The organism is Rhizobium sp. RU20A (assembly GCF_900155885.1).
GTDB lineage: Bacteria > Pseudomonadota > Alphaproteobacteria > Rhizobiales > Rhizobiaceae > RU20A.
Genome location: NZ_FTMB01000003.1, coordinates 107,894 through 132,954, shown reverse-complemented (window position 1 = coordinate 132,954; position 25,061 = coordinate 107,894). Strand labels below are relative to the sequence as shown.

Genomic DNA, 25,061 nt, shown 5'->3' with positions numbered 1-25,061 from the left:
AGGCGGCCGGGGCGCAGTCAGCCACGCTGCCGCTTCTCCGCCACCGCCACTGTCAGCGCCATGGCAAAGGCCATGCTGGCCGACAACGACCGGAAGCCGGCGTGGTCGGCTTCGGCGAGCTCGAACCAGACGGCCGAGGATTCGGCGAGCGGCGAGAAGGCCGAATCGGTCAGCGACACCACGGGCACGCCGCGGGCCGAGAGGTTGCGGGCCTGCGTGACGCTTTCGGAGGCATAGGGCGAAAAGGACACGGCAAAGCCCGCATCGCGGGGCCCAGCCATGGCGATCAGGTCGTCATCAATGCCGGCGGCGCTGCCGATCAGACGGTAGGGCACCTTCAGCTTGCCGAAGGCATAGGCCATGTAGCTGGTCAGCGGATAGGAGCGACGCTTGGCGATCAGCAGGATCGTCTCGGCCGAGCCGAGGATTTCGACCGCCTGTTCGAAGGCGACGGGATCGATGGCGCGGGCGGCATTGTCGAGCGAGCGATGGGCCGCCGCGACGAAGCCGTTGAAGATCGCGCCGCTTTCGCGCGCATCGTGGCCGTTTTCGCCGAGCGCCTTCAGCCGATCCTCATAGCCTGGCGCTCGCTCCTTCAGCCGCGCCTGAAACACCTGCTGCAGGGCTGAAAAGCCGTCATAGCCGAAATGCTGGGCGAAGCGAACGAGGGTGGAGGGCTGCACCTGCGCGGCCCCCGCAATGCTCGCCGCCGTACCAAAGGCGACTTCCTCGGGATGATCGAGCGTGAAGGCCGCCACCTGCTTCAGTCGTTTCGGCAGGCTCGTCTTGCGCTCGAGGATGAGGATCTTCAGCCCCTCGAAATCCTCCGGCGCCTGCGCCGCCATCTCCTCTTGCGTCATGCTCGTCCCCTTAAGATCCATCGCCCCACGCATCCCCCGAAATGGATCAGGAATTCGAAAAGCGGAACAGTCATTCTATTGGGCTGGCACGCAAGAGCAAGACATGGCAGCCGCAAAGCGCCGTGTTTCCAGGGAAACCGCGGGCTGGGCGAGCATGCGCGATGGTGGCAAATGACGGATGTCGCATCATCGTTAACGCATTTTTACCAAATTGCGTTGGAAAGTGGGGCTTCCGCATGGTTAACAGTTTCAATGAGAACGGCGAGTCGGCCTGTTTCCGAGTGTGAGGAGGCAGGCACCGGGCCGTGGAGTGAGCATCATGTGCCGTTGGGCAGCCTATCGCGGAGAGCCGCTTTTTCTGGAGGACATCGTTTCCTCCCCTGCCCATTCGCTGATCGAGCAGTCGCACTGCGCCACCCGCGCCAAGACCGCAACGAATGGCGATGGTTTCGGCATCGCCTGGTATGGCGACCGCCCGGAGCCGGGGCGCTATCGCGATATTCTGCCGGCCTGGTCGGACTGCAACCTGAAAAGCATCGCCCGGCAGATCCGCTCACCGCTCTTTCTCGCCCATGTGCGCGCCGCGACGGGCGGCGGCACGCGCCGCGACAACTGCCATCCCTTCGTCTTCGGTCGGTGGTCATTCATGCACAATGGTCAGATCAACGGCTTCGAGCAGTTGCGCCGGCCCATGGAAAGCATGCTCGACAACGATCTCTACGCTGCCCGCACCGGCACGACGGATTCAGAGCTGCTCTTCCTGCTCGCCCTGCAATTCGGCCTCGACCGCGATCCGCTGGCCGCCATGGCCGAGACGATCGCCTTCGTCGAGCGCCTTTCGGACCATATGGGCACGCCGCCTCTGATCCGCTTCACGGCAGCCTTTTCGGATGGCCATGGCCTTTACGCCGTGCGCTATGCGACGGACTGGCGCGCACCCACGCTCTATGCCGCGCCCATGGGCCGGGCTGGCGGCTACTGTCTGGTGTCGGAGCCGCTGAACGATGACGACGAGGCCTGGGTGGAAATTCCCGACGGCACGGCGGTGATCGTCGGTGAAAACGGCATCGACATGCGCGTCTTCAATCCGGTTGCGGGTGCAGAACCGGCCCCGATGCCGGCCCGTCCTTCCGCCCGGACGTTCTGATCAGGCTTTCGCCAGCATCTCGGCAATCCGCCTGGCGAGTTTGTTGGCAACCGCATCCTTGTCCATATCGGGCCAGTCCTCGACGCCCGCGCGGCTGACGAGGCGTACCTCGTTGCGCATGCCGCCCATGATGCCGGTTTCGGGCGAGACATCGTTGGCGACGATGAAGTCCGCCCCCTTTCTCTCGAGCTTGCGGGTCGCGTTCTCGATCAGCGTCTGCGTTTCCGCCGCAAAGCCCACGACGATGCGCGGGCGTTTTTCATGATGGCCGATGGTGCTGAGGATATCGGGGTTTTCGGCAAGCGACAGGGTCGGCGGCCCCTCGCCGGGCGCCTTCTTGATCTTCTCGTCGGAACTGGAGGCAACCCGCCAGTCGGCAACGGCCGCGACCATGACGGCAATGTCGGCCGGCAGGGCGCTCAGAACGGCCGACAGCATCTCCTCGGCCCGCTCCACATGGATTGTTTGCACACCTGCGGGATCGGGGATGGAGACGGGCCCACTGACAAGCGTGACGTCGGCGCCGAGCTGCGCAAGCGCAGCCGCGATCGCATGACCCTGCCGGCCGGAGGAGCGGTTGGCGATGTAGCGCACCGGGTCGATCGGCTCATGGGTCGGGCCTGAGGTGACGATGGCGCGGCGGCCGGCGAGCGGCTTCTCCTCGGTGTCGGAGAACAGCGCCTCCAGCGCCGTGACGATCTCCATGGGCTCGACCATGCGGCCTGTTCCGGCCTCGCCGCGCTCGGCCATCTCGCCGGCGGCGGGGCCTATGAGGCGGATGCCATCCTTCGCCAGTGTTGCGACGTTGCGACGCGTGGCCGGATGGCTCCACATCTTCGGGTTCATGGCGGGGGCGGCCAGCACCGGCCGGTCGGTGGCAAGCAGCACCGTGCTGGCGAGATCGTCGGCAAAACCGTTCGCCATCTTCGCCATCAGGTCGGCCGTCGCGGGTGCGATCACGATCGCATCGACCTCGCGCGCCAGCCGGATATGGCCGACATCCTGCTCGTCCTCGCGGGAGAAGAGCTCGGTGAAGACGTGCCCGCCCGAGAGTGCGCCGACGGCGAGCGGCGTGATGAACTGCTGCGCGCCGGCCGTCATGACCGGCACGACGCTGGCGCCCCGTTCCTTCAGCCGGCGGATGAGGTCGAGGCTCTTATAGGCCGCGATGCCGCCGGCGATGATGAGAAGGATGCGTTTGCCGCCAAGTGCCATGCGTTCGCCCCTGAGGTTTCGAAAGCGATTGGGAACATCGGCAAGGACTTAGCGCAATCGCGCTGCCGTGGGAATGCGCGGCCTCGTTGGATGGTTACTTGGCGGCAAGCGCGATCGCCGGATCGAGCCTGGCTGCATTGCGCGCCGGCAGGAAGCCGAAGACAAGGCCGGTGAGGAAGGCGGAGGTGAAGGCGAGTACGACCGGCCCGAAAGAAAAGCTGACCGGCACCGCGAACTGGCTGGCGAGCAGCGCGATGCCGAGCCCGAGCCCGATGCCGACGAGGCCGCCGATGGAGGAGACGACGAGCGCCTCCACGATGAATTGCGCGAGAATATCGCGCGGCCGCGCCCCGGTCGCCATACGAATGCCGATCTCGCGGGTGCGTTCGGTGACGCTGACCAGCATGATGTTCATGACGCCGATGCCGCCGACGAGCAGCGAGATGGCTGCGACGGAACCCAGAAAGATCTTCAGGATGCCCGAGGTTTCCTCGATCGTGTCTCGGATCGAGGCGAGGTTGGTGATCTGCGTATCCTCGCGCCCGTGCCGCTTGTTGAGGAGATCGAGGATCTGGCTTTCGGAAATGGCGATGGCGCTGCTGTCTTCGACCTTCACCGTGATGGTGCGCACATTGCGCTGGCCGAAGAGGCGGAGGCTGCCGGTGGTGAGCGGCACGAGGATCGTGTCGTCCTGGTCGTTGCCGCCGGCCGTTGCGCCCTTCTTCGAGAGCAGGCCGATCACCTGAAAGGGGATGTCGCGCACGATGATGTAGCGGCCGATCGGATCCGTGCCCTCGCCGAAAAGCGCGGTCGCGGCCGTCTGGCCGAGCACGGCGACGGGCCGGTAATACGCCATGTCGTCGGCGGAGATGAAGCTGCCTTCTTCCAGCGGCCAGGCCTTGGCGTCGATGAAATCGGGCGTCGTGCCGTTGACGCTGGTCTGCGTGTCCTGCCGTCCCGCACGCACGGTGAGGTTCGCGCTCATTTCCGGCACAGCGGAGGCGATATTCGGCAGTTCGCGGATCGCATCCGCATCCGCCGGCACCAGCGTCACCACACTTCCCCCGTCGCCGCCGCGAAAGTTCTGCATGTTGGGTCTGACGATGAGCAGATCGGAGCCGAGCGAGGCGATGCGACCGAGCACCTGGTTCTGCGCGCCCGTGCCGATGGCGAGCATGGCGACCACCGAGGAGACGCCGATGACGATGCCGAGCAAAGTGAGCGCGGTGCGCAGCAGATTGGCCGCGAGCGAGCGCAGCGACATGCGCGCCGCCTCCGGCAGATCGCCGGCGATCGAGGCACCGTCACTTGTCTGCGTCAGCATCTCCGTCGGCAGGCGGCGGGGGAGGCGGGCGATGCGCGGATCGCGCGACGGGCTCGGCCGGTCGGCAACGATCTCGCCGTCGCTGATCTCGATGATCCGTTCCGCCGCTTCAGCAACCTCGGCTGCGTGGGTGATGATGATGACCGTGTGCCCGGCCCGGTGCATCTCGGAAAGCCTGGCCATCACGTCCCGGCCCGAGGAACTGTCGAGCGCCCCGGTCGGCTCGTCGGCCAGGATGATGCGCCCGCCGTTCATCAGGGCACGGGCGATGGAGACGCGCTGCTGCTGGCCGCCGGAAAGCTGGCCGGGGCGGTGGTGCAGCCGTTCCGAAAGCCCGAGCGAGCCGAGCAGGGCTGCGGCCCGGTCCTTGCGCTCGCTGGCGGGAAGCCCGGCATAGACGGCCGGCAGCTCCACATTTTCGAGCGCGTTGAGGGTCGGAACCAGATTGTAGCTCTGGAAGACGAAGCCGAAGAGCCGGCGGCGCAGCGCCGAGAGCTGGTCCGTATCGAGGTCCGCGACATCCTCGCCCGCCACGGCATAGGTGCCGGAGGTCGGCCGGTCGAGGCAACCGAGAATGTTCATCAGGGTCGATTTGCCGGAGCCGGACGCGCCGACAATAGCGACGAACTCACCCTCCTCGATGTCGAGCGTGAGGCCCTTCAGCACCTCCACCTCGGCCTCGCCATTGACGAAGCTGCGTCTGATATCGCGGAGCGAAAGGAGCGCCATGGGCCGGGCCTCAGAAGAGCCGCGGCATGCCGCCGCCGCGCCGCTGTTGGCCGGAGCGCTCGGAGGCCTGGCCGGTCACGACGGTGTCGCCTTCCGAAAGGCCGGAGCGCACCTCGACGGAAAGGCGGTCGCGCAGGCCCGTTTCGATCGTGCGCGTCTCGCGCCCGCCGCTGGGCGTCGTCACCGTCACCTCAGCCTTGCCGTCGCGGTCCCGAGATAGCGCCGTCAGCGGTACGATGAGCACGTTCTTCGCGGAAGCCTCCACGAAGAACACTTCCGCCGTCATATCGATCATCAGCCGCCCCTCGGCATTCGGCACGTCGAAGAGGGCGGAGTAGAGCACGACGTTGTTTTCGGTCGAGGGCTTCGGCTTCACCTGCCGGAGCTTGCCTTCGATGCGCAGGTCCGGCGCACCGAGCAGGGTGAAATAGACCGGCATGCCGACCTTGAGCCGGCTCACATCCGCCTCCGAGACATCGGCCTCGATCGTCATGGTCGAGAGGTCGGCGAGCGTGGCGATGGTCGGCGTCGTCTGGTTGGCGTTCAGCGTCTGACCCTCCGTGGCGGCAATATCGACGACGGTGCCGGCCATGGGGGCATAGATCTGTGTGTGGCCGAGACTGATGCCGGCATCTTTGAGCGCCGCCTCCTGCTTGCGGATCTGCGCGTTCAGCGCATCGATATCGGCGCGTGCGCCGGCCTCCGCCGCCTCGGCCTCATCGAGCGCGGCCTGTGCGGCGCCATTGGCTTTGACGAGCGCCTGCTGGCGCGCCAGCGTGCGCGCCGCGAGCGTGGCCTGCGCCTGCCGACCGGCCAACTGCGCCTTCAGATTGGCGAGCTCAGCCTCGGCGATCTCGATCTGCGTCTTGATGGAGGCGGGATCGATTTCCGCGATCAGGTCGCCCTGCTTCACCTGGTCGCCGATCTCCACGGGAATGCGCAGCAACTGGCCGGAGACCTGCGCGCCGACGTCCACGTCCTTGAAGGGCTTCACGACGCCGGTTGCTGTGACAAGGCTTTCGATGTCGCCGCGCGACACCCTGTCAGTCAGCACATTGGCCTGCGTCTTCTGTTCGCCGGAATAAAACACATAGGCGCCTGCGCCACCCGCCAGCGCCAGCACTACCAGTAGAACCAGCCAGCGCCTGCCCTTGCCCCGCCGCTTGACCCGGGTGGGTGGGGTGACGATCGAGGCGGGAGCATCGGTGGTGGGGGTTGCCGGTTGCGGATCGCGAAGGGATGCCATGGATACGGGGTTACTCCAAGGGGGCGCGCGGCCGGACATTCGGCGGTCAGCTCTCCTTAACGGGAGATTGTGTTCCGTTCACGCCCTTCCAAGCCCCGGGCATGCAGGAAAATTGCCGCAGCCAGACACGTCGCGGTGAAGACAGCCGAGGCGATGGCAGATCCGGCATGCTGGAATGCCAGCCCGGCGACATTGGGCCGGGCTGGCGATCGCAAGACGCGCATGCCGTGACGTCTGGCACGTGTCAGCGGCAGACGCGGATGCGCTTGACGACGAGATTGCCGTAATGGTCGTACTTGCGGATCTTCTTGATGAAGCAGTGCTGCTTGTAATAGTGCTTCCGGTGGCCGTAATAGTGGCCGACCGGCAGAACCTCGGCCTGATGATACCCCGTGCCGATGGTGAGCGTGAAGCCGCCGGCAGCCGACGGTGCGGCCGAGGAGACGATTGCCCCGAGTGCGACGAGGCCTGCAATCATGATCTTGCGCATGGAACCAACTCCCTGAATGCGTGAATCTCGGGCAGGACCATCCCACCCTCATCAGACAATAACCCTTCGGAATGGGCCTTGCAGTTCCCTGCGGTACAGGCAGTTCAGCCCCGGGAAAGGGGGCCAGACGAGGCTCAGGCGACGTGCCAGGCAATCACGACCGCGGCGATGGCGATGACCCAGAGCGCGATGCGTCCGGAACGGCTGTGGCGCGCCTCCGCCTCGCCGATCGCTTCTGCCGTGGCGATGTCGAAGCGCAGGCCATGCTCGGCCATGGAGGTCAGGTCGCGGCTGAACTGTTCGGTCTTGGCCGCGATCTCCGGCGCTGCCTCGGCGAGCCGCACGGCCGCCGACAGGCCTTCGCGCATATCGACGAGAATGCGCTTCGGTCCGAGATTGTCGCGGATCCAGTCGGAGACGACGGGTTCGGCCGCCTTCCACATATTGAAGCGCGGATTAAGCGTGCGCGCCACGCCTTCCACCACCACCATAGTCTTCTGCAGCATGACGAGCTGCGGCTGCGTCTGCATGTCGAAAAGCTCGGTGATCTCGAAGAGCAAAGTCAAAAGCCGCGCCATGGAGATGGTCTCGGCCGGTTGGCCGTGGATCGGCTCGCCGATGGCGCGGATTGCCTGGGCGAAGCTCGCCACATCGTGATGGCCGGGCACATAGCCGGCCTCGAAATGCACGGCCGCGACGCGCGCATAGTCGCGCTGGATGAAGCCATAGAGGATTTCGGCGAGGAACCGGCGTTCCTTCTTGCCGAGCCGTCCGACAATTCCGAAATCGACGGCCACGATCGTGCCGGCCGCATCCACCATCAGGTTGCCCTGGTGCATGTCGGCATGAAAGAATCCGTCGCGCAGCGTGTGACGCAGGAAGGACTGGATCAGCGTATCGGCGAGACGGTTGAGGTCATGACCGGCTCGGCGCAGGGCGTCGAGATCCGACATGCGCGTGCCGTCGATCCATTCCATGGTGACGACATCGCGGCCCGTGCGCTCCCAGTCCACCTTGGGCACGCGGAAGCCCTGGTCGTGGGCGGTATTCTCGGCGATTTCGGACAGCGCGGCCGCTTCGAGGCGCAGGTCCATCTCGATGCGGGTGGTCTGCTCGAGCGTCCGGGTGACCTCGACGGGGCGCAGGCGCCGCGCATTGCGCACGTAGCGCTCCTGCAAACGGGCGACCAGATACATGGCCTCCAGATCCTGCGCGAAGCGCTGGCGTACGCCCGGGCGCACGACCTTCACCGCCACCTTGCGTCGCTGGCTGCCGTCGGCGACTTCGGCGGGGTGAACCTGGGCGATCGAGGCCGCGGCGATCGGCGCATCGAAGCGGGCGTAGAGATCGGCAATGCTGCGCCCCAGCGAGCCGGCGATGATCGCCTCGGCCTCGGCCTGCGGGAAGGTCGCCATACGGTCCTGCAGGAGCGCAAGGTCGGTGGCGAACTGTGCGCCGACCACGTCGGGACGGGTCGAGAGGAACTGGCCCATCTTGACGTAGGAGGGGCCGAGACGTTCGATGGCCCTTGCCACGCGCTCGCGCCGATCCTCGCCGGACCGGACGCGCCGCTCGAAGAGGCCGGCGACGGACTGCACGACGCGAAGCGCCGGCGGCAGGTTTTCCGGCGGGATGGCGGAGAAGACACCGGCGCGGATCAGCACATAGCCGATGCGGGCAAGGCGGTAGTAAGCTCCCGGCGTGCTCATCGGCTTAGAGCTTCCAGCCAGAGTGCAGCGCGGCGATGCCGCCCGTGTAATTGGTGTAGCCGACGCGCGAGAAGCCGGCGGTGCGGATCATCGCGGCAAAATTCTCCTGGTTGGGGAACTTGCGGATGGATTCCACCAGATACTGATAGGGCTCGGCCTCGCCGGTGATCATCTTGCCGAATTGCGGGATCGCATTGAACGACCATGCGTCATAGAAGCGGTCGAGCAGCGGCAGCTCGACTTCGGAGAATTCCAGTACCAGCAGCCGCCCGCCACGCTTCAGCACGCGAAAGGCCTCCGACAGCGCCACCTCGATGCGCGGCACATTGCGGATACCGAACGCGATCGTGTAGGCGTCGAAAGAGGCATCCTCGAAGGGCAGGTCCTCGGCATTGGCCTCGACGAAGGTGAGGTTGCCGGAAAGCCCCTTCTTCTCGGCCCGCTCGGCGCCGACGGCCAGCATGGAACCGTTGATGTCGAGCACGGTCGCCTGCGCGGTGCGGCCTGAGGCCTCCACGATGCGAAACGCGATGTCGCCGGTGCCGCCCGCAACGTCCAGCACTTTGAACCCGGTGCTGGAGCGTGGATTGAGGGCGGCCACCATCGCATCCTTCCAGGCGCGGTGCAGGCCGGCCGACATCACGTCGTTCATGATGTCGTAGCGCTTGGCCACCTTGTGGAAGACATCGTTGACGAGGGCCTGCTTTTCGCCCTTGCCGACATTGCGGAAGCCATAGGAGGTTTCCATCCCGCCGTCCGCAGAGGTGCGCGCATTCGTCATCCGTCTTCTCCAAACCCGTTCCGCAAAATCGGCGCGACCATAGCGAATTGTCCCACCACACGCTATCTGAAGCGAAGAGGGCCGCCTGCGGCATACCCGCCCGATGTCAGGGCCCGATATAGGTGAAACGCGTGCCGAGGCAAACGCTTCCGAAGCGGCCGGCAGGCGGAAAGGATGAAAATGCCTGAACTGCCCGAAGTCGAAACCGTCCGGCGCGGCCTTGCCCCCGTCATGGAGGGTGCGACCATCGAGAGGCTGGAGCTTCGCCGGCCGGACCTGCGCTTTCCCTTTCCGGCCGGCCTCACGCAGGCCGCGGACGGCCGGCGGATCCTGGCCCTCTCCCGGCGCGCCAAGTATCTGCTGATCGAGCTGGAGGGCGGGGCCGCGCTCCTTGCCCACCTCGGCATGTCCGGCTCCTTCCGCATCGAGGAGGAGGGCGAAGGCGGCGAAACGCCGGGTGTCTTCCATATGGCGCGCTCCAAGGATGCGCGCCACGACCACGTGGTTTTCCATCTGGAGCGCGAGGGCCGGCACGCCCGCGTCGTCTACAACGATCCCCGCCGCTTCGGCTTCATGGACCTCATCGCCGCCGGCGGGCGCGAGGAGAACGCCTATCTGCGCGATCTCGGCCCGGAGCCGACCGGCAACTGGCTGGATGCGGCCTACCTCGCCACCCGCTTTGCCGGCAAGGCGCAGCCGCTGAAGACCGCACTGCTCGACCAGAAGGTCATCGCCGGTCTCGGCAACATCTATGTCTGCGAAGCGCTGTGGCGCACCGGGCTTGCGCCGGAACAGGCGGCGGGCACGCTGGTCGACGGCAAGGGCCGTCCCCGCCCTCAGCTGCTGGCGCTCGTTGACAATGTCCGCGCCGTCATCGCCGAGGCGATCGAGGCGGGTGGCTCCTCGCTGCGCGACCACATCCGCACGGACGGCTCGCTCGGCTATTTCCAGCACGCCTTTTCCGTCTATGACCGCGAGGGCGAGCCTTGCCGCCGTCCGGCCTGTGTGGGCGTGGTGGCGCGCAGCGTGCAGGCCGGGCGCTCCACCTTTCACTGCCCGGTCTGCCAGCTGCCGCAAAAGGCGCCGCACCGCTTGGCCGGCAAGGTCGTCGGCAAACGGAATCTGAAAATAGCGCGTTGACGGGCCGGTCTTTTGCCGGTATACGCCGCCCTCAGTTTGGAACGCCCGTTCGGGGGTTCCGGTCAAGCTCCCGAATTGCTTGGATGTGACAGGTCGCCGTGACCCACGCCGCGAAGGTGGAGTTCGTGTCAGATTTCGAAGAGAGGCATCTATGGCCAATACGTCCTCGGCGAAGAAGGCGACCCGCAAGATCGCTCGCCGCACTGAAGTGAACAAGGCTCGTCGTTCGCGTGTTCGCACCTACGTCCGCAAGGTCGAGGAAGCGATTGCATCGGGTGATGCAGCCGCTGCTGCCGCTGCCCTGAAGGCAGCCCAGCCGGAACTCGCACGCGCCGCCAGCAAGGGCGTGATGCACTCCAACACGGCTTCCCGCAAGGTCTCGCGTCTGGCGAGCCGCGTGAAGGCCCTGTCGGCCTGATACATTCTATTTTGTGCTCTTGAAAAGCCCGGCCGCCGTGCCGGGCTTTTCGGATTCATGCTTTTGGAATCCTGTGAATGTCGTTTATCAAAGTCATTTCACATGTCAGCGGAATGACATGAAATATCAATAAGTTTCAATAGCTTGCGCAAGGTTCTGCTTCTTTAGCCTTATCAGTGGGACGGCAGCCGGCTACCCATTCGAGTCAAGCGATTTTTTATTTTTCTGCGACTCCGGCCCGGCACGGAAAAGCCAAAAAACAAAGCCTTTGATTCTCCTGCGATTCTCATTTTTGGCCTGCGCATGGGTCGAAAACCGCGGCAAGAGTCAACGCCTCCACCTCTCCCCCATGGTAAAAATCCTAATTGATCTTGCCCGGCAGTCCTGCCTAAATGCCTCCATCAGGAACGACGGAGCGCGGCTTTAAGAGCGCCTTGCGAAAGGCACTCGACGGGATCGTTTGGACCGGTTGCTTCCTGTTCGGAGTGGTGACCCACCGTTCCACCGACAATTGCGGGATGTGTGCCCCTGCGCCGGATATGGCGTCGGAACGCATCTCTTTTTTCAAAATGCCGGCCTCTGGGACAGGCTGGCATGACGATGGCGATTGCGTTGGAGATGTCGGCGTCGTGAGTATAGGCATGTGGTTCTGCGTTGGATGGTTCGGATGACAAAGGAGCAATAGGGCCTGATAGGCGAAGGGGCGTTGGCTGGAGTGGCTGAATGTCCCGGGCGTATCTGGCAAGCCGCGGGCGGGATGAGGATGCCGCGGCCGGTGCGCACCAGGACGGACCAGCAGATGAGGGGCTGGGACGATCAAGACCGGAACGGTGGAGACGATGGCCTGTTTGGCTTTCGGTGACAGCGCTTTTCCGGACAAAGGTGAGATTGCGCTTCGTCGCCCAGCGGGCGGCATGGCGATCTCTGAAGACAGGGCGACGGCGCCACCATACGGATGAACCGCATGGGCCGTTTGCTGCGGGCGGACAACAGGAGCGGTACCCCGCTTCTGCGACAGACTTGGAAGGCGGCAAGATGCGAATGACAATGGCGGCAGCGGACGAAGCATCCAAACAGGGTGCCTCGCATTTCCGCGCGGATGAACGGTCACAGACGCGGTGTGACGGACTGGCAAAGGATACTGATGGCATGGCTGCGCACAACGCGATCTTCGAGCGTGTCAGCGCCCGCCTCAAGGCCCAGGTCGGTCCCGATGTCTATGCGAGCTGGTTTGCGCGCCTGAAGCTGCATTCGGTCTCCAAGAGCGTCGTGCGCCTGACCGTGCCGACCACCTTCCTGAAGTCCTGGATCAACAATCGCTATCTCGACCTCATCACCAGCCTTTTCCAGCAGGAAGATGCCGAAGTGCTGAAGGTCGAAATCCTGGTGCGTTCGGCGACCCGTGGCCGCGTGCCAGAGCGCGAGGATGCCGCCGTTTCCGCCGGCCAGGAGCCGGCCGTGCAGCCCGTCCGCCGCACGCTGCCGCAGACCGTCGGCACGGTTGCTGCCGCCAGCCTTCCGAACACCGCAAAGCCGCAGTCTCCGGCCGCGCCGCTCTTCGGCTCGCCGCTCGACCCGCGCTACACCTTCGACAGCTTCGTCGAGGGCTCGTCCAATCGCGTGGCGCTTGCCGCTGCCCGCACCATCGCGGAAGCCGGCGCCGGCGCCGTGCGTTTCAATCCGCTCTTCGTGCATTCGAGCGTCGGCCTCGGCAAGACGCATCTGTTGCAGGCGATTGCCGCCGAGGCGATCCGCTCGCCGCGCGCGCCCCGCGTCGTCTATCTCACGGCCGAGTATTTCATGTGGCGCTTTGCCACCGCCATTCGCGACAATGACGCCCTGTCGCTGAAGGAATCGCTGCGCAACATCGACCTTCTTATCATCGACGACATGCAGTTCCTGCAGGGCAAGTCGATCCAGAACGAATTCTGCCATCTCCTCAACATGCTGCTCGACAGCGCCCGCCAGGTGGTCGTGGCCGCAGACCGTGCGCCTTGGGAACTGGAATCCCTCGACACGCGCGTGCGCTCGCGCCTGCAGGGTGGCGTTGCCATCGAACTGGAAGGGCCCGATTACGAGATGCGGCTCGAAATCCTGCAGCGACGGCTTGCTGCTGCCCGTCAGGAGGATGCGAGCCTCGACATACCCGTCGAGATCCTCAGCCATGTGGCCCGGCAGGTGACCGCCAGCGGCCGCGAGCTGGAAGGCGCCTTCAACCAGATGCTTTTCCGCCGCTCCTTCGAGCCGCAGCTGTCGCTGGAGCGGGTTGACGAACTGCTCGGCCACCTCGTCAACACCGGCGAGCCGCGCCGCGTGCGCATCGAGGACATCCAGCGCGTCGTCGCCAAGCACTACAATGTCTCGCGCCAGGAACTGGTGTCGAACCGCCGCACGCGCGTCATCGTCAAGCCGCGCCAGATCGCCATGTATCTGTCGAAGACCCTGACGCCGCGCTCCTTCCCGGAGATCGGCCGCCGTTTCGGCGGGCGCGACCACACGACCGTGCTGCACGCCGTGCGCAAGATAGAGGAGCTGATTTCCGCCGACACCAAGCTCGGCCACGAGATCGAACTTCTGAAGCGCCTCATCAACGAATAGGCCGCGTCCGGCCCTTTGCTTCAACGGGTAAAGAGCGCGGGTGGACAGGCGTCCTACCGCGCTCTTTTCGTTGGCCGCTGCTTACTTGCAGACCTTGATCTTCTTGATAACGAGGTTGCCGTAGTGGTCCCAGGTCTTGATCTTCTTGATGTGGCAGACCGGCTGATAGTCGTAGCTGTAGTAGCCGGCCTGCGAGGGGGCGGCAAAGGAGAGGGCGGCGAAAGCGGCGAGGACGGTGGAGAGAACGATGCGGCGCATGGCTGGGGTCCTTTGATCTGGTGTGGATGAGCCCGTCTCATCCAGTGACCCGACAATCGCATGCCCCACCGCACCGCGCTGTTCCCGGTGGAACAGGCGGCGACCGCATCCGCCGCTCGCCTTTTGCGGGGACGTCAAGGGTTGGCTTCGCGTCCGACGTTTGGCATTCTCGCAATGCGACGCAGCGGGAAGGTCAGGCAGCGCTACCCGTCGCGCGCCAAGGAAAGGACGGACGAAAAGCGCCCGTCAGAAATCAGGAGGCGACATGACCGAGAGACTGGACGATGAGACCGGCACGCGCGAACTGGTCCTGACACGGCTGATCCCGGTCACGCGAAGCGCGCTCTATCGCTGCTGGACGGAACCGGCCTTGCTCACCCGCTGGTTCACGCCCGAACCGTGGAAGACTGTCGAGGCGGACCTTGATGTGCGCGCCGGCGGCCACAGCCGCGTCGTGATGCTCTCGCCCGAGGGCGAGCGCTTTCCGAGCGAGGGCGTCTATCTCGAAGTGGTCGAAAACGAAAAACTCGTCTTCACCGACGCCTTCACCTCGGGCTGGAACCCGTCGAAAAAGGCCTTCATGCTCGGCATCATCACCTTTGCCGACGAGGCCGGCTGCACGCGCTACACCGCCCGCGTCCGCCACTGGAGCGAAGAAGATCGAAAGACGCACGAAGAGATGGGCTTTCACGAGGGCTGGGGCCGGGCGACGGACCAGCTTGCGGCGCTGGCAGCCACGCTGCGGGGATAGGGAAGGCGCAACGCCCCAATGTTGCGGCCCCTGACGTCACCTGGCGCGAGCGCCGCGCCTCAGCAGGCAAGGTCCGCCACGACGGCATCAAGGATCAGCATGCCCTGCGGCGTGCAGCGCAGCCGCGAATTGCCGATCCGCTCGATAAAGCCGTGGTCGATGAGATCCTGCTCGCGCACCGGATCCGGCTCGCGGCCGGAGAGGGCCTGCCAACGGGCGAGATCGACGCCTTCCTTGAGGCGTAGCCCCATCAGGAGCAGTTCGTCCGCCTGCTCCTCAAGTTCGAGCGGCTCGATCTCGATCATACCGTGACCATTCTGCTCCACGGCCTGCAGCCAGGTTTCCGGGTGCCGCTCGGTGGCGGTGGCGAGCTTGCGATGGCCGGACTTGAGGCGCCCATGCGCGCCGGGGCCGATGCCGGCATAGTCGCCATAGCGCCAGTAGGTGAGGTTGTGGCGGCTCTCGGCGCCGGGCCGGGCATGATTGGACACCTCATAGGCTGGCATGCCCTCGCGCGCGGTGATCTCCTGCGTCGCCTCATAAAGAATGGCCGACTGCTCGCCATCAGGAACGATCAGCTTGCCCGCCTTGTGCAGGCCGAAGAAGGGCGTGCCCTCCTCGATCGTCAGCTGGTAGAGCGAAAGGTGATCGACCGCATAGGAGATCGCCTGCTTCAGTTCCGCATCCCAGTCTTCGACCGTCTGGCCGGGGCGGGCATAGATGAGATCGAAGGACATGCGCGGGAAGATCTCGCGCGCCAGCCGGATGGCGGTCAGCGCTTCCTCCACATTGTGAAGGCGGCCGAGGAATTTCAGGTCTCGGTCGTTCAGCGCCTGCACGCCCATCGACACGCGGTTGACGCCGGCGGCGCGGTAGCCACGGAAGCGGTCGGCCTCCACGCTGGAAGGATTGGCCTCGATCGTCACCTCGATGCCGTCCGGCACACTCCAGCGGGCCGCGATGCCATCCAGCAGCGCGCCGACCGTCTGGGCCGCCATCAGCGAGGGCGTGCCCCCGCCGATGAAGATCGAGGTGACGGTGCGCGGGCCGCTGAGCGCGAGCGCGGCGTCCATCTCCTTGAGAAACGCGGAGATGAAGCGCGCCTGGTCCACCGGCTGGTGGCGCACATGGCTGTTGAAGTCGCAGTAAGGGCATTTGGCCGCGCAGAAGGGCCAGTGCAGATAGATGCCGAAGCCCGGATCCTGGCCGTCGGAAAGCGCGGAAATACGGGCCGGCTGCATGGTCATGCCGTCAGACAGGTTTCGACGAAGAGCTTGAACGCGCGTGCACGGTGCGACAGCGCATCCGCATCGCCCGGCTTCCACCCGTGCTTCTCCTCCGCACTCATCTCGCCGAAGGTACGCTCATGTCCCTCGGGCTTGAAGATCGGATCGTAGCCGAAACCTTGTGCGCCGCGCGGCGGCCAGACGACGGTGCCCTCCACCTCGCCCCGGAAGGTTTCCGTATGCCCATCGGGCCAGGCAAGGCAGAGCACGGAGACAAAGCGCGCGCTGCGCTGTGCGGGTTCGATCGCACCCTTTTCAGCAAGCGCATCCTCGACCTTTCGCATGGCCATCTGGAAATCACGCGTGCCGTCGGCCGTTTCCGCCCAGTTGGCGGTGTAGACACCGGGTGCACCATCCAGCGCGTCGACAACGATGCCGGAATCATCCGAAAGCGCCGGCAGGCCGGAGGCCCTGGCGGAGGCGAGCGCCTTGATAGCCGCGTTCTCCTCGAAGGTCGTGCCCGTCTCATCCGGCTCGATGAAGGAAAGGTCGGCGGCCGACTTTGCTGCAAAGCCGAACGGGCCGATGAGATCGCGGATCTCGGCGATCTTGCCGGCGTTGTGGCTGGCAACGACGATGGTGCGGGTGTCGAGCGTGCGCATGGGTCAGTCCAGTCCGGGTTTTAAAAAAAGAAAGCACGCAGCGAGCGGCTTATGGTCTTTCGGCAATCTCGTCACCTATCCGCCATCATGGTCGGGCTTGACCCGACCATCCATCGCCGCGGATAGAGTTCGCGGAATGGATCCTCGGGTCAAGCCCGAGGATGACGGGCAGCGCAGGTGCCATTGTCAGCATGGCAAGTGGCCATTGGCCGCCCGCCTCCTCATTCGCCTAGCCGCCGATCGCCTGCTTCTGCAGCGACACGAGTTCGGAAATGCCGTTGCGCGCCAGACCCATTAGCGTCAGGAACTCGGCTTCCGAAAAGGGCTTGCCCTCGGCCGTGCCCTGGATCTCCACGATGCCGCCGCTGCCGGTCATGACGAAGTTGGCGTCGGTTTCGGCAGCGGAATCCTCGATGTAATCGAGGTCGATGACGGGCTGATCGGCGAAGATGCCGCAGGAGATGGCCGCGACATGGTCCTTCAGGACCTTCTCGACCTTGACCATGTTGCGGGCTTCCATCCAGGCAAGGCAGTCGCGCAGTGCAATCCAGGCACCGGTGATCGAGGCCGTGCGCGTGCCGCCATCGGCCTGGATGACGTCGCAGTCGATGGAGATCTGGCGTTCGCCGAGTGCTTGCAGATCGACGACGGCGCGCAGCGAGCGGCCGATGAGGCGCTGGATTTCCTGCGTGCGGCCGCTCTGCTTGCCGGAGGCGGCCTCGCGCTTCATGCGCTCGCCGGTGGCGCGCGGCAGCATGCCGTATTCGGCCGTCACCCAGCCCTTGCCGGAATTGCGCAGCCACGGCGGCGTCTTGTCCTCAAGGCTGGCCGTGCACAGCACATGCGTATCGCCGAACTTCACGAGGCAGGAGCCCTCGGCATGTTTGGACACGCCGCGCTCAAAGCTGACTTTGCGCATTTGATCGGTTTTTCTGCCGGATGGCCGCATCGGATATTCCTTTCGTCCGTTGGCGCCCTTCTAGCCGAACTTGTCCTCAGGGGAAAGCGTGCGGGAAGGCGCTCTGGCGACGAAAGGCTTTTGCGAAAGAAAACAGTCGCACTATATTTACCGACAGGGATCAACCATCGGGACAACAGCGCGGAATGCCCATCAACAGGACGCTCGGACACGAAGGGGCCGTTCAGCTCGACGAGCGATCCGGCGAAATCTTCCGCCGGATCGTCGAAAGCTATCTGGAAAGCGGCGAGCCGCTGGGCTCGCGCAATCTCTCGCGCATCCTGCCCATGTCGCTTTCGCCCGCTTCCGTGCGCAATGTGATGAGCGACCTCGAGCATCTCGGCCTCGTCTATTCCCCCCATGTCAGCGCCGGCCGCCTGCCGACGCAGCGCGGCCTGCGCTTCTTCGTCGATGCCTTCATGCAGGTCGGCGATCTCTCGCCGGAGGACCGCGCCTCCATCGACCGGCAGGTCAGGGCCGGCGATCGCGACCAGTCGGTGGAGGGCCTTCTCGCCGATGCCAGCCAGATGCTCTCGGGCATGTCGCGCGGCGCCGGCCTCGTCATCACCCAGAAGAACGACCCGGTCCTCAAGCACGTCGAATTCATCCGCCTCGGCCCGACCAAGGCGCTCGCCGTGCTGGTCGGCGAACACGACCAAGTTGAAAACCGCATCATCGAGCTGCCGGCCGGCGTGACGAGCGCGCAGCTGACGGAGGCCGCAAATTTCCTCAACGCCCATCTCGCCGGACAGACGCTGAACGAGCTTCGCGGCGAGATCGAGCGGTTGCAGGAAACCGTGCGCCGCGAACTGGACGTGCTCTCGCAGGATCTCGTCGAGCGCGGCATCGCGGTCTGGTCGGGTACGGATGCGGAGGACAAGGCCGCCCAGCTCATCGTTCGCGGGCGTGCCAATCTGCTCGAAGGCGTCGCCGGCATGGACGATGTCGATCGCCTGCGCCTGCTCTTCGACGACCTCGAAAAGAACGAGAGCCTGATCGAAATTCTCTCGCTTGCGGAATCGGGCTCGGGCGTGCGCATCTTCATCGGCTCGGAAAACAAGCTCTTCTCGCTTTCAGGCTCCTCGCTGATCGTAGCGCCCTATCGCGATGGCGAAGATCGCATCATCGGCGCCGTCGGTGTCATCGGGCCGACTCGGCTGAACTATGCGCGCATCGTGCCGATGGTCGATTACACCGCCCAACTGATGTCGCGACTCAGGCGCTAGCAGACACCCCTCAAAAGGCCGCGAGGCCTTGATTTTTGCCGATCAAACCTCGATATCGGCGCTACTTCCTCGAAATGGACGAACAGCGGAGACCGTCATGACCGACGACACCAACAAGCACGAAGCCGAACATGCCGAGGCGAACGCCGCCCGTGGCGCGGCCGAGGCCCTGGACGCCGCCGCCTTTGCGGCCGCAGACACCGGCGCACCGGAAACCCCTGTCGAACCCGACCCTACCGAAGCCCTTCGCGCTGAAAATGCCGAGCTGAAGGACCGCTACCTGCGCCTTGCCGCCGAGATGGACAATCTGCGCCGCCGCACCGAGCGCGAGATCAAGGACGCCAAGACCTATGCCGTGGCAAGCTTTGCCCGCGACATGCTGTCGGTCTCCGACAATCTGCGCCGTGCGCTGGATGCCATCCCCGCCGACGCCCGCGCTGCCGGCGACCAGGGGCTCAACACACTGGCCGAAGGTGTCGAAATGACCGAGCGTGCCATGTTGGGCGCGCTGGAGCGCCACGGCGTGAAGAAGCTGGAGCCGGTCGGCCAGAAGTTCGACCCGAACTTCCACCAGGCCATGTTCGAAATTCCCAATGCCGATGTGCCGAACAACACCGTCGTGCAGGTCGTGCAGGATGGATACTCGATCGGCGAGCGCGTGCTGCGCCCCGCCATGGTCGGCGTTGCCAAGGGTGGCCCGAAGGTGGCCGCGCCCGAAGCCGAGGCACCGGCGAACTGACTGCAGCGATCCCGGCCCCTTGAGCTGTGGAGATGAAAGAGGCCCGGTCGCAACTGCGAACCGGGCCTTATCTTTGCCGAAATCCGGTTGTCTCTAAGCCTTATGCCGCGTTCGACGCCGGATCCTCATTAAGGAAGGCATAGATGGCGGTGGCCGAATCGGTCGCCCGAAGCTTGGCAACCATGTCCTGGTCGCGCAGAACGCGCGCGATACGCGACAGCGCCTTGAGGTGATCTGCACCCGCGCCTTCCGGTGCGAGCAGCAGAAAGGCGAGATCGACCGGCTGGTCGTCCAGCGCTTCGAAATCGACGGGCGTTTCGAGGCGTGCGAACAGGCCGACAATGGCGGGCAGGCCCGCAATCTTGCCGTGGGGGATGGCGATGCCGTTGCCGACCCCTGTGGAGCCGAGGCGTTCGCGCTGCAGGATGACGTCGAAAATTTCGCGTTCCGCAAGGCCGGTGAGTTTCGATGCCTTGCCAGCCAGTTCCTGGAGAAGCTGCTTCTTCGAATTGGCGCGCATCGCGGGGATGATCGCATTCTGCTGCAGCAAGCCTGCCAATGCCATTGTCTCTTCCTCGTCCACGAACGAAGGGCTTGTGGCTCCTTCGCTCAAATCTCGCTGTGGCTGATCGACCGGCAGGGCGGCGGGGAACGCGTGATCCCCCGCCGCAGTGCGTCTCAGGCCTTGATGCTCGCGGCGTCGATCCAGCCAATGTTTCCGTCATTGCGCCGATAGACGATGTTCAATCCGGCGCCGTTGGGCGTCTTGAACATCAGCACCGGCTCGTCGGTCATATCGAGCGCCATTACGGCGCCGGCGACCGACATGGTCCGCAGTTGCTTGGAGCTTTCCGCCACGATGGTGGGGGCGAAGTCTTCGGGAACCTCGTCCTCTTCATCCGGCACCGGATCCATCACCGTATAGGCGATTTCTTCGAATGCGCTGGCATGGCCATTGCCGTTGTGGTGATCCTTGAGCTTCCGCTTGTAGCGGCGCAGGCGCTTTTCGATCCGCTCAGCGGCGCTATCGAAGGCGGCCTGGGGCTCGTTCGCCTGACCGTTCGCCTGCAGCACGATTCCCGTGTCCAGGTGAAGCTTGCAGTCGGCGCTGAACCGCGATCCGGATTTGTCCACAGTGACCTGACCTGAATAGCCTCCGTCAAAGTATTTGGTTACGGCCTGCTCGATCTGCTCCTCGATTCGGAGCCGGAACGATTCACCGATGTCCATATGTTTCCCGGATACACGCACACTCATGGAGTTTCCTCTCTTTGTTGTGGTCTGCGTGTCCAGTCTATTCCAAGCGCCTCCCGCATCCAAGCTTTTCAAGCATGTATCGCATCTTTAAACGGTGCGGGCGCACGCCGCGCTGAAGGCCCTCAATTCCGGGCCTGGCGCATGTGTGGCGGGGCATTAACGCTTCGGGGCGCCGGAGTCAAATCGCGTCTTGGGGAGTCCAAGCGTGATCATCCGCGGCAAAAATGTGGTCAGGAGGCGCACGTCAGGCGGTGGTTCGCTTCGCCAGCGCTCGTTTTTCGCGCCGCCGCTGCACGGATGACGCGATATTCATCGCCTCCCGGTACTTTGCGACCGTCCGGCGGGCGATATCGATGCCGCCCGCTTTTAGCATGTCCACAATATCGTCATCGGACAGCACCGTTTCCGCCGTTTCCTGGCCGATCAGGGTGCGGATCCGGTGGCGGACGGCCTCTGCGGAATGGGCATCGCCGCCCTCGGCCGAGCCGATCGAGACGGTGAAGAAATACTTGAGCTCGAACAGGCCGCGCGGCGTCATCATGTATTTGTTGGCGGTCACGCGGCTGACGGTCGATTCGTGCATCTTGATGGCGTCCGCCACCGTCTTCAGGTTCAGCGGCCGCAGGTGATGGACGCCCAGCCGGAAGAAGGCGTCCTGCTGGCGCACAATTTCGCTGGCGACCTTGAGGATCGTCTTGGCGCGCTGGTCGAGGCTGCGTGTCAGCCAGTTGGCCGTCTGCAGGCATTCGCTGAGAAAGACGTGGTCGGCCGAATTCTTCTGCGCGGTGCGCGAGACCGAGACATAATAGTCATGGTTGACGAGGACGCGGGGCAGGGCATCCGGATTGAGCTCGATGCCCCAGCCATCCGAGGTCTGCCGCAACACGATATCGGGCGTGATGGCTTCGCTGACATCCGTCTCGAAACTCGTGCCCGGCTTCGGATCGAGGCTTCGGATCTCCGCCAGCATGTCGATGAGATCCTCGTCATCGACGCCGCAGATCTTGCGCAGGCTCGAAAAATCGCGCCGCGCGAGGAGGTCCAGATGAGCAAGGAGCGCGAGCATCGCCGGATCGAGCCGGTCGCGGGCCTTCAACTGGATGGCGAGGCATTCCGACAGCGAGCGGGCAAAAACCCCCGGCGGATCGAACTGCTGCAGAACGGACAATACCCGGTCGATATCGGCTGCGGCGGCGCCCAGTCTTTCGCAAAGCTCCTTGAGATCGCATTGCAGATAGCCGGTCTCGTCGAGATGGTCGAGAAGATGTCCTGCAATCAGCCGGTCGGCCGGACCGGGAACGGCGAGCGGAATCTGCCGTTCGATGACGCTGCGCAGCGTCGCACGCTCGGCAACGAAATCGTCGAGGTCGTAGGCGTCGCTGCCTTCGCCATCCCCGCCGGGCATCGACTTCCACTGCCCCAGCAATTCCGGCGCATCCGGCCGGCTGGCATCGCGGTCATCGGGAAAGACGTTCTCGAAGTCGGTGTCGAGCTGCTCCGTCATGCGCCGGCCATCGGTGGCGAGCGTGCTGTCGTAGAGGTCGGTGGTGCTGCCATGCGCCGGCAGATCGCCCGCCTCGCGCTCGCGCTGCGCCTCACCGGCGTCGCCCGCCTCGCCGCGAGCACCGCCCGGCTGGTCGTCATTGGCCACGAGTTCGAGCAGCGGGTTCTTCTCCACCTCCTGCTCGATGAACTGGTTGAGCTCGACATGCGTCATCTGCAGCAGCTGGATCGACTGCATCAGTTGCGGGGTCATTACCAGCGATTGGCTTTGACGCAGATATAGGCTGGCCGAGAGTGCCATACGGACGCGAAACTCCCCTGATTTCGGGTGGATGCGCGTTTGTTCACGTTCTTTTCCGCGCCACGTCCCGAACTGGCCTGAAAATTGCTTATTATGCTCTCTTGGTCAAGAGCCGCCTTGAAAGGGGATGGTTTTTGGCCGCTAAGGGCCAGTCCCGTGCCGATTGCATAGGCACTGTGCCGCCGAAGCGCTCACCCACGCGCCGGGCGCGCCACAACGTGGATGATGGCCGACGTTCGCGCGCCTACGGGCTCGTCTGGCCCAAAAATTGCGTACTCTGCGCCCCCGGTCAAGAAAAATGCGCAAATGAGGGACGCACGGGTGCGCCCTTTGACGCAGGCCTGCGACAAGGGGCGCGATGGGCTGGCCTCAGAGGCTGAAATTGTCGCCGAGATAGAGGCGGCGTACATCGGCATTATTGACGATGTCATTGGCCCGTCCATGGGTCAGCACTTCGCCGGCATGGATGATGTAGGCCCGGTCGATCAGGCCGAGCGTCTCGCGCACATTGTGGTCCGTGATGAGAACGCCGATGCCGCGCTGTGTGAGATGGCGCACCAATGCCTGGATGTCGGCGACCGAGATGGGGTCGACACCCGCAAAGGGCTCGTCGAGCAGCATGAAGGTTGGGTCGGTCGCAAGCGCCCGGGCGATTTCAAGGCGCCGCCGCTCGCCGCCCGACAGCGAGATTGCCGCCGCCTTGCGCAGGTGCCCGATGGAGAATTCACCGAGCAGTTCGTCAAGCTTCGCCTCGCGCCGGTCGCGGTTCTTGTCGTGAACCTCAAGCACCGCCCGGATATTGTCTTCCACCGAAAGGCCACGGAAGATCGATGCTTCCTGCGGCAGATAGCCGACGCCGAGCCGGGCGCGACGATACATCGGCATGGTGGTCACAACATTGCCGTTGATTTCGATCGAGCCTTCGTCGACGGGCACAAGGCCGGTGATCATGTAGAAGCAGGTGGTCTTGCCTGCCCCGTTCGGCCCGAGCAGGCCGACGGCCTCGCCGCGCCGGACGACGAGCGAGACGCCATTCACCACGCGGCGGGACCGATAGGCCTTGGTCAGCCCGCGCGCGATCAGCGTGCCCTCGTAGCGCGCCTTGTCGGCGCGCGTGGCAGCGTCCTGCGCCTCGGGGCCCGCGCCCTTGGCGCTGCTCTTGAAAAAAGGGATCTGCACGGGTGTCGGATCAGTTCTGCTGCGGCTTGCGGGATTGCGGGTCGAGCTGAATCTGGACACGACCGCCACAGCTTTCAAGCTGCGCCTCGCCGCTGTCCATCTGCACGTTCAGCCGGCAGCCGACGAACACGTTCTTGCCTTCCGATAGAACCACCCTCTTGCCTTCCAGTACGAAGGTCTGGCGGGTCATGTCGAAATTGCCCTTGTCGGCAGTCGCCTGCTGCGTGCCGGAGGACAAGAACACCTTGTCATTGACCTCGATGCGGTCGATGTCGGCATCGCCGCTGGAGATGGAGCCGCCGCCGGACTTGTAAAACACGGTCATCGTGCCGCCCTGCAGGGTGGTGGTGCCCTGCACGACCTTCACATTGCCGGTGAAGATCGCCTTGCTTTCGGAATCCTTGATCTCGAGCTTGTCGCTCTCGATCTGGATCGGCTGGTCGTTGGAGAGTTTGAGGCCCTTCATGTTGCTGCTGGTGGTCTGCGCAGCGACGGGCGCGGCAGCAAGGGCGAGCAGGGTGCAAAGGGCGAAAAGGCGGGCGGGCGCGTACGAAAGGGCAAGCATGGCGACGACGGGTTCCTAGTTGTCAATCTTGCGGATGGCTGCCGGATCGACGTTCACCCGGACATTGCCCTCGAAGGTCACATTTCGACCCTTATCCGTCATTCTCAGCCGCTGCGCAACAATGGAACCGCCCTTCATGCTGATGGCGATTGGTTTGTCGCTGTTCATCTCGCCGGCGGTGATGTCGAGAAAGGCGGACTGGAAGTCGGCATTGGTGCCGTTGTTGATGGAAATGGAGAAGGGCTTGTCCATCTCCAGCGTGTTCTTGCCGCGATCGTAAATGCCGCTCTGGGCCTCCACGGTGGCGATCATGCTGTCCTTCATCGGCATCTGCGCGCGGATCGTTTCCAGCGTGATCATGTCGGGGTTGGCGATGTCCTGCAGCGCCCGGACCGCCTTCATGGAATAGGAAATGCCGTCCTTGTTGCGTCCCGCGATCGCCGGGTTCTGCATGACGATCTTGCCGTTCTCGATTGTTGCGGACTGAAGCTCCAGCTCTTCCGGCAGGAAGGTCCTGACCACGGAGACGCCGATGAAGGCCGCAGCGATCACTCCGGCAATGACCGGCAGCAGGATGCGCAGCCGCCGCACGCGCGACGAATGCTGGCGCGCCTTGCGGTAGGCTGCCTCGCCAGCGTCAAGCCGGGCGCTGCCAGGGGGGGAAACTGCGTCGAGCATGAAGCGGGCTTTCGACTTCCTCGCGGGGGCCCGCTTGCGGGGCGCGTTGGTAGGTGGCGTTTAACGCAGCGAATATGGCGATTTTTCTGGCAGGCTACAAT

Annotated in this window: 23 protein-coding genes and 1 pseudogene; 7 read left to right on the top strand and 17 right to left on the bottom strand. The window is 64.5% G+C overall.

From position 1 onward, the window contains the following. Positions 1 to 17: 17 nt before the first annotated feature. The gene (locus F3H41_RS11085) at positions 18 to 860 is read right to left on the bottom strand and encodes a MurR/RpiR family transcriptional regulator (protein WP_149738739.1); all 843 of its coding nucleotides are present in this window, start codon (positions 858 to 860) and stop codon (positions 18 to 20) included. A gap of 319 nt (positions 861 to 1,179) precedes the next feature. Between F3H41_RS11085 and F3H41_RS11080 the strand changes: the two genes are divergently transcribed. Further along, positions 1,180 to 2,007, top strand: a complete 828-nt coding sequence (locus tag F3H41_RS11080; protein ID WP_149738738.1) for a class II glutamine amidotransferase — start codon at positions 1,180 to 1,182, stop codon at positions 2,005 to 2,007. On the opposite strand, the gene coaBC is transcribed toward F3H41_RS11080, so the two are convergent. From coaBC to ubiE, 6 genes are all read right to left on the bottom strand, one after another. Continuing rightward, on the bottom strand, positions 2,008 to 3,222 hold the full coding sequence (gene coaBC / locus F3H41_RS11075) for a bifunctional phosphopantothenoylcysteine decarboxylase/phosphopantothenate--cysteine ligase CoaBC (RefSeq protein ID WP_149738737.1): 1,215 nt from the start codon (positions 3,220 to 3,222) through the stop codon (positions 2,008 to 2,010). A gap of 94 nt (positions 3,223 to 3,316) precedes the next feature. Next, positions 3,317 to 5,275 carry a MacB family efflux pump subunit gene (locus tag F3H41_RS11070; RefSeq protein WP_149738736.1) on the bottom strand — a complete coding sequence of 653 codons (1,959 nt, stop codon included), beginning with the start codon at positions 5,273 to 5,275 and terminating at the stop codon, positions 3,317 to 3,319. 10 nt (positions 5,276 to 5,285) lie between these two features. Next, positions 5,286 to 6,521: an efflux RND transporter periplasmic adaptor subunit gene (locus F3H41_RS11065; protein WP_149738735.1), complete on the bottom strand. Its 1,236-nt coding sequence runs from the start codon at positions 6,519 to 6,521 to the stop codon at positions 5,286 to 5,288. Positions 6,522 to 6,765: 244 nt separating this feature from the next. Continuing rightward, positions 6,766 to 7,011 (bottom strand): hypothetical protein, encoded by a 246-nt coding sequence (locus tag F3H41_RS11060; protein WP_149738734.1) that lies wholly within the window; start codon positions 7,009 to 7,011, stop codon positions 6,766 to 6,768. 134 nt (positions 7,012 to 7,145) lie between these two features. Further along, positions 7,146 to 8,720 carry a 2-polyprenylphenol 6-hydroxylase gene (gene ubiB, locus F3H41_RS11055; protein ID WP_149738733.1) on the bottom strand — a complete coding sequence of 525 codons (1,575 nt, stop codon included), beginning with the start codon at positions 8,718 to 8,720 and terminating at the stop codon, positions 7,146 to 7,148. A 4-nt stretch (positions 8,721 to 8,724) separates the two neighbouring features. Continuing rightward, the gene (gene ubiE, locus F3H41_RS11050) at positions 8,725 to 9,501 is read right to left on the bottom strand and encodes a bifunctional demethylmenaquinone methyltransferase/2-methoxy-6-polyprenyl-1,4-benzoquinol methylase UbiE (RefSeq protein ID WP_149738732.1); all 777 of its coding nucleotides are present in this window, start codon (positions 9,499 to 9,501) and stop codon (positions 8,725 to 8,727) included. Between the two features lie 180 nt (positions 9,502 to 9,681). Between ubiE and mutM the strand changes: the two are divergent. The 3 genes and pseudogenes from mutM to dnaA form a co-directional block, all read left to right on the top strand. Further along, a pseudogene (gene mutM, locus F3H41_RS11045) lies at positions 9,682 to 10,569 on the top strand (bifunctional DNA-formamidopyrimidine glycosylase/DNA-(apurinic or apyrimidinic site) lyase); the annotation flags it as partial. Between the two features lie 223 nt (positions 10,570 to 10,792). Further along, positions 10,793 to 11,059, top strand: coding sequence for a 30S ribosomal protein S20 (gene rpsT / locus F3H41_RS11040; RefSeq protein WP_149738730.1), 267 nt, complete (start codon positions 10,793 to 10,795; stop codon positions 11,057 to 11,059). Positions 11,060 to 12,208: 1,149 nt separating this feature from the next. After that, positions 12,209 to 13,657, top strand: coding sequence for a chromosomal replication initiator protein DnaA (gene dnaA, locus F3H41_RS11035; RefSeq protein WP_149738729.1), 1,449 nt, complete (start codon positions 12,209 to 12,211; stop codon positions 13,655 to 13,657). Positions 13,658 to 13,738: 81 nt separating this feature from the next. On the opposite strand, the gene F3H41_RS21255 is transcribed toward dnaA, so the two are convergent. Beyond that, a complete protein-coding gene (locus tag F3H41_RS21255; RefSeq protein ID WP_188129429.1) occupies positions 13,739 to 13,915 on the bottom strand; it encodes a hypothetical protein in 177 nt (58 codons plus the stop codon). Positions 13,916 to 14,180: 265 nt separating this feature from the next. Between F3H41_RS21255 and F3H41_RS11030 the strand changes: the two genes are divergently transcribed. Next, complete coding sequence (locus tag F3H41_RS11030; protein ID WP_149738728.1) at positions 14,181 to 14,666, top strand: SRPBCC family protein; 486 nt, start codon at positions 14,181 to 14,183, stop codon at positions 14,664 to 14,666. Between the two features lie 59 nt (positions 14,667 to 14,725). Here F3H41_RS11030 and hemW read toward each other — a convergent pair whose 3' ends face one another. The 3 genes from hemW to rph form a co-directional block, all read right to left on the bottom strand. Beyond that, positions 14,726 to 15,907, bottom strand: a complete 1,182-nt coding sequence (gene hemW, locus F3H41_RS11025; protein ID WP_149738727.1) for a radical SAM family heme chaperone HemW — start codon at positions 15,905 to 15,907, stop codon at positions 14,726 to 14,728. A 2-nt stretch (positions 15,908 to 15,909) separates the two neighbouring features. Continuing rightward, on the bottom strand, positions 15,910 to 16,554 hold the full coding sequence (rdgB, locus tag F3H41_RS11020; protein ID WP_149738726.1) for an RdgB/HAM1 family non-canonical purine NTP pyrophosphatase: 645 nt from the start codon (positions 16,552 to 16,554) through the stop codon (positions 15,910 to 15,912). Between the two features lie 229 nt (positions 16,555 to 16,783). Further along, entirely contained in the window at positions 16,784 to 17,503 is a 720-nt protein-coding gene (gene rph / locus F3H41_RS11015) for a ribonuclease PH (protein WP_149738725.1), read from the bottom strand. 155 nt (positions 17,504 to 17,658) lie between these two features. On the opposite strand from rph, the gene hrcA reads away from it, so the two are divergent. Together hrcA and grpE are read left to right on the top strand one after the other, a co-directional pair. Continuing rightward, a complete protein-coding gene (gene hrcA / locus F3H41_RS11010) occupies positions 17,659 to 18,738 on the top strand; it encodes a heat-inducible transcriptional repressor HrcA (protein ID WP_149738724.1) in 1,080 nt (359 codons plus the stop codon). A gap of 97 nt (positions 18,739 to 18,835) precedes the next feature. Continuing rightward, complete coding sequence (gene grpE / locus F3H41_RS11005; RefSeq protein ID WP_149738723.1) at positions 18,836 to 19,477, top strand: nucleotide exchange factor GrpE; 642 nt, start codon at positions 18,836 to 18,838, stop codon at positions 19,475 to 19,477. Positions 19,478 to 19,577: 100 nt separating this feature from the next. Here the strand turns inward: grpE and ptsN are convergent, their stop codons facing one another. The 6 genes from ptsN to lptC form a co-directional block, all read right to left on the bottom strand. Next, positions 19,578 to 20,042: a PTS IIA-like nitrogen regulatory protein PtsN gene (ptsN, locus tag F3H41_RS11000; RefSeq protein ID WP_149738722.1), complete on the bottom strand. Its 465-nt coding sequence runs from the start codon at positions 20,040 to 20,042 to the stop codon at positions 19,578 to 19,580. Positions 20,043 to 20,155: 113 nt separating this feature from the next. Next, on the bottom strand, positions 20,156 to 20,734 hold the full coding sequence (gene raiA, locus F3H41_RS10995) for a ribosome-associated translation inhibitor RaiA (RefSeq protein WP_149738721.1): 579 nt from the start codon (positions 20,732 to 20,734) through the stop codon (positions 20,156 to 20,158). Positions 20,735 to 20,978: 244 nt separating this feature from the next. Continuing rightward, a complete protein-coding gene (rpoN, locus tag F3H41_RS10990; protein WP_149738720.1) occupies positions 20,979 to 22,538 on the bottom strand; it encodes an RNA polymerase factor sigma-54 in 1,560 nt (519 codons plus the stop codon). A 369-nt stretch (positions 22,539 to 22,907) separates the two neighbouring features. After that, the gene (lptB, locus tag F3H41_RS10985) at positions 22,908 to 23,717 is read right to left on the bottom strand and encodes an LPS export ABC transporter ATP-binding protein (protein ID WP_149738719.1); all 810 of its coding nucleotides are present in this window, start codon (positions 23,715 to 23,717) and stop codon (positions 22,908 to 22,910) included. Between the two features lie 10 nt (positions 23,718 to 23,727). Then, complete coding sequence (locus F3H41_RS10980) at positions 23,728 to 24,282, bottom strand: LptA/OstA family protein (RefSeq protein ID WP_149738718.1); 555 nt, start codon at positions 24,280 to 24,282, stop codon at positions 23,728 to 23,730. Between the two features lie 15 nt (positions 24,283 to 24,297). After that, positions 24,298 to 24,960, bottom strand: a complete 663-nt coding sequence (lptC, locus tag F3H41_RS10975; RefSeq protein ID WP_149738717.1) for an LPS export ABC transporter periplasmic protein LptC — start codon at positions 24,958 to 24,960, stop codon at positions 24,298 to 24,300. Positions 24,961 to 25,061 lie beyond the last annotated feature (101 nt).

Bases quoted from the DNA above. Each gene is read 5' to 3' on its own strand.
- F3H41_RS11085 (WP_149738739.1), bottom strand. From the start codon at position 860: ATGACGCAAGAGGAGATGGCGGCGCAGGCGCCGGAGGATTTCGAGGGG.
- F3H41_RS11080 (WP_149738738.1), top strand. From the start codon at position 1,180: ATGTGCCGTTGGGCAGCCTATCGCGGAGAGCCGCTTTTTCTGGAGGAC.
- coaBC (WP_149738737.1), bottom strand. From the start codon at position 3,222: ATGGCACTTGGCGGCAAACGCATCCTTCTCATCATCGCCGGCGGCATC.
- F3H41_RS11070 (WP_149738736.1), bottom strand. From the start codon at position 5,275: ATGGCGCTCCTTTCGCTCCGCGATATCAGACGCAGCTTCGTCAATGGC.
- F3H41_RS11065 (WP_149738735.1), bottom strand. From the start codon at position 6,521: ATGGCATCCCTTCGCGATCCGCAACCGGCAACCCCCACCACCGATGCT.
- F3H41_RS11060 (WP_149738734.1), bottom strand. From the start codon at position 7,011: ATGCGCAAGATCATGATTGCAGGCCTCGTCGCACTCGGGGCAATCGTC.
- ubiB (WP_149738733.1), bottom strand. From the start codon at position 8,720: ATGAGCACGCCGGGAGCTTACTACCGCCTTGCCCGCATCGGCTATGTG.
- ubiE (WP_149738732.1), bottom strand. From the start codon at position 9,501: ATGACGAATGCGCGCACCTCTGCGGACGGCGGGATGGAAACCTCCTAT.
- rpsT (WP_149738730.1), top strand. From the start codon at position 10,793: ATGGCCAATACGTCCTCGGCGAAGAAGGCGACCCGCAAGATCGCTCGC.
- dnaA (WP_149738729.1), top strand. From the start codon at position 12,209: ATGGCTGCGCACAACGCGATCTTCGAGCGTGTCAGCGCCCGCCTCAAG.
- F3H41_RS21255 (WP_188129429.1), bottom strand. From the start codon at position 13,915: ATGCGCCGCATCGTTCTCTCCACCGTCCTCGCCGCTTTCGCCGCCCTC.
- F3H41_RS11030 (WP_149738728.1), top strand. From the start codon at position 14,181: ATGACCGAGAGACTGGACGATGAGACCGGCACGCGCGAACTGGTCCTG.
- hemW (WP_149738727.1), bottom strand. From the start codon at position 15,907: ATGCAGCCGGCCCGTATTTCCGCGCTTTCCGACGGCCAGGATCCGGGC.
- rdgB (WP_149738726.1), bottom strand. From the start codon at position 16,554: ATGCGCACGCTCGACACCCGCACCATCGTCGTTGCCAGCCACAACGCC.
- rph (WP_149738725.1), bottom strand. From the start codon at position 17,503: ATGCGGCCATCCGGCAGAAAAACCGATCAAATGCGCAAAGTCAGCTTT.
- hrcA (WP_149738724.1), top strand. From the start codon at position 17,659: ATGCCCATCAACAGGACGCTCGGACACGAAGGGGCCGTTCAGCTCGAC.
- grpE (WP_149738723.1), top strand. From the start codon at position 18,836: ATGACCGACGACACCAACAAGCACGAAGCCGAACATGCCGAGGCGAAC.
- ptsN (WP_149738722.1), bottom strand. From the start codon at position 20,042: ATGGCATTGGCAGGCTTGCTGCAGCAGAATGCGATCATCCCCGCGATG.
- raiA (WP_149738721.1), bottom strand. From the start codon at position 20,734: ATGAGTGTGCGTGTATCCGGGAAACATATGGACATCGGTGAATCGTTC.
- rpoN (WP_149738720.1), bottom strand. From the start codon at position 22,538: ATGGCACTCTCGGCCAGCCTATATCTGCGTCAAAGCCAATCGCTGGTA.
- F3H41_RS10980 (WP_149738718.1), bottom strand. From the start codon at position 24,282: ATGCTTGCCCTTTCGTACGCGCCCGCCCGCCTTTTCGCCCTTTGCACC.
- lptC (WP_149738717.1), bottom strand. From the start codon at position 24,960: ATGCTCGACGCAGTTTCCCCCCCTGGCAGCGCCCGGCTTGACGCTGGC.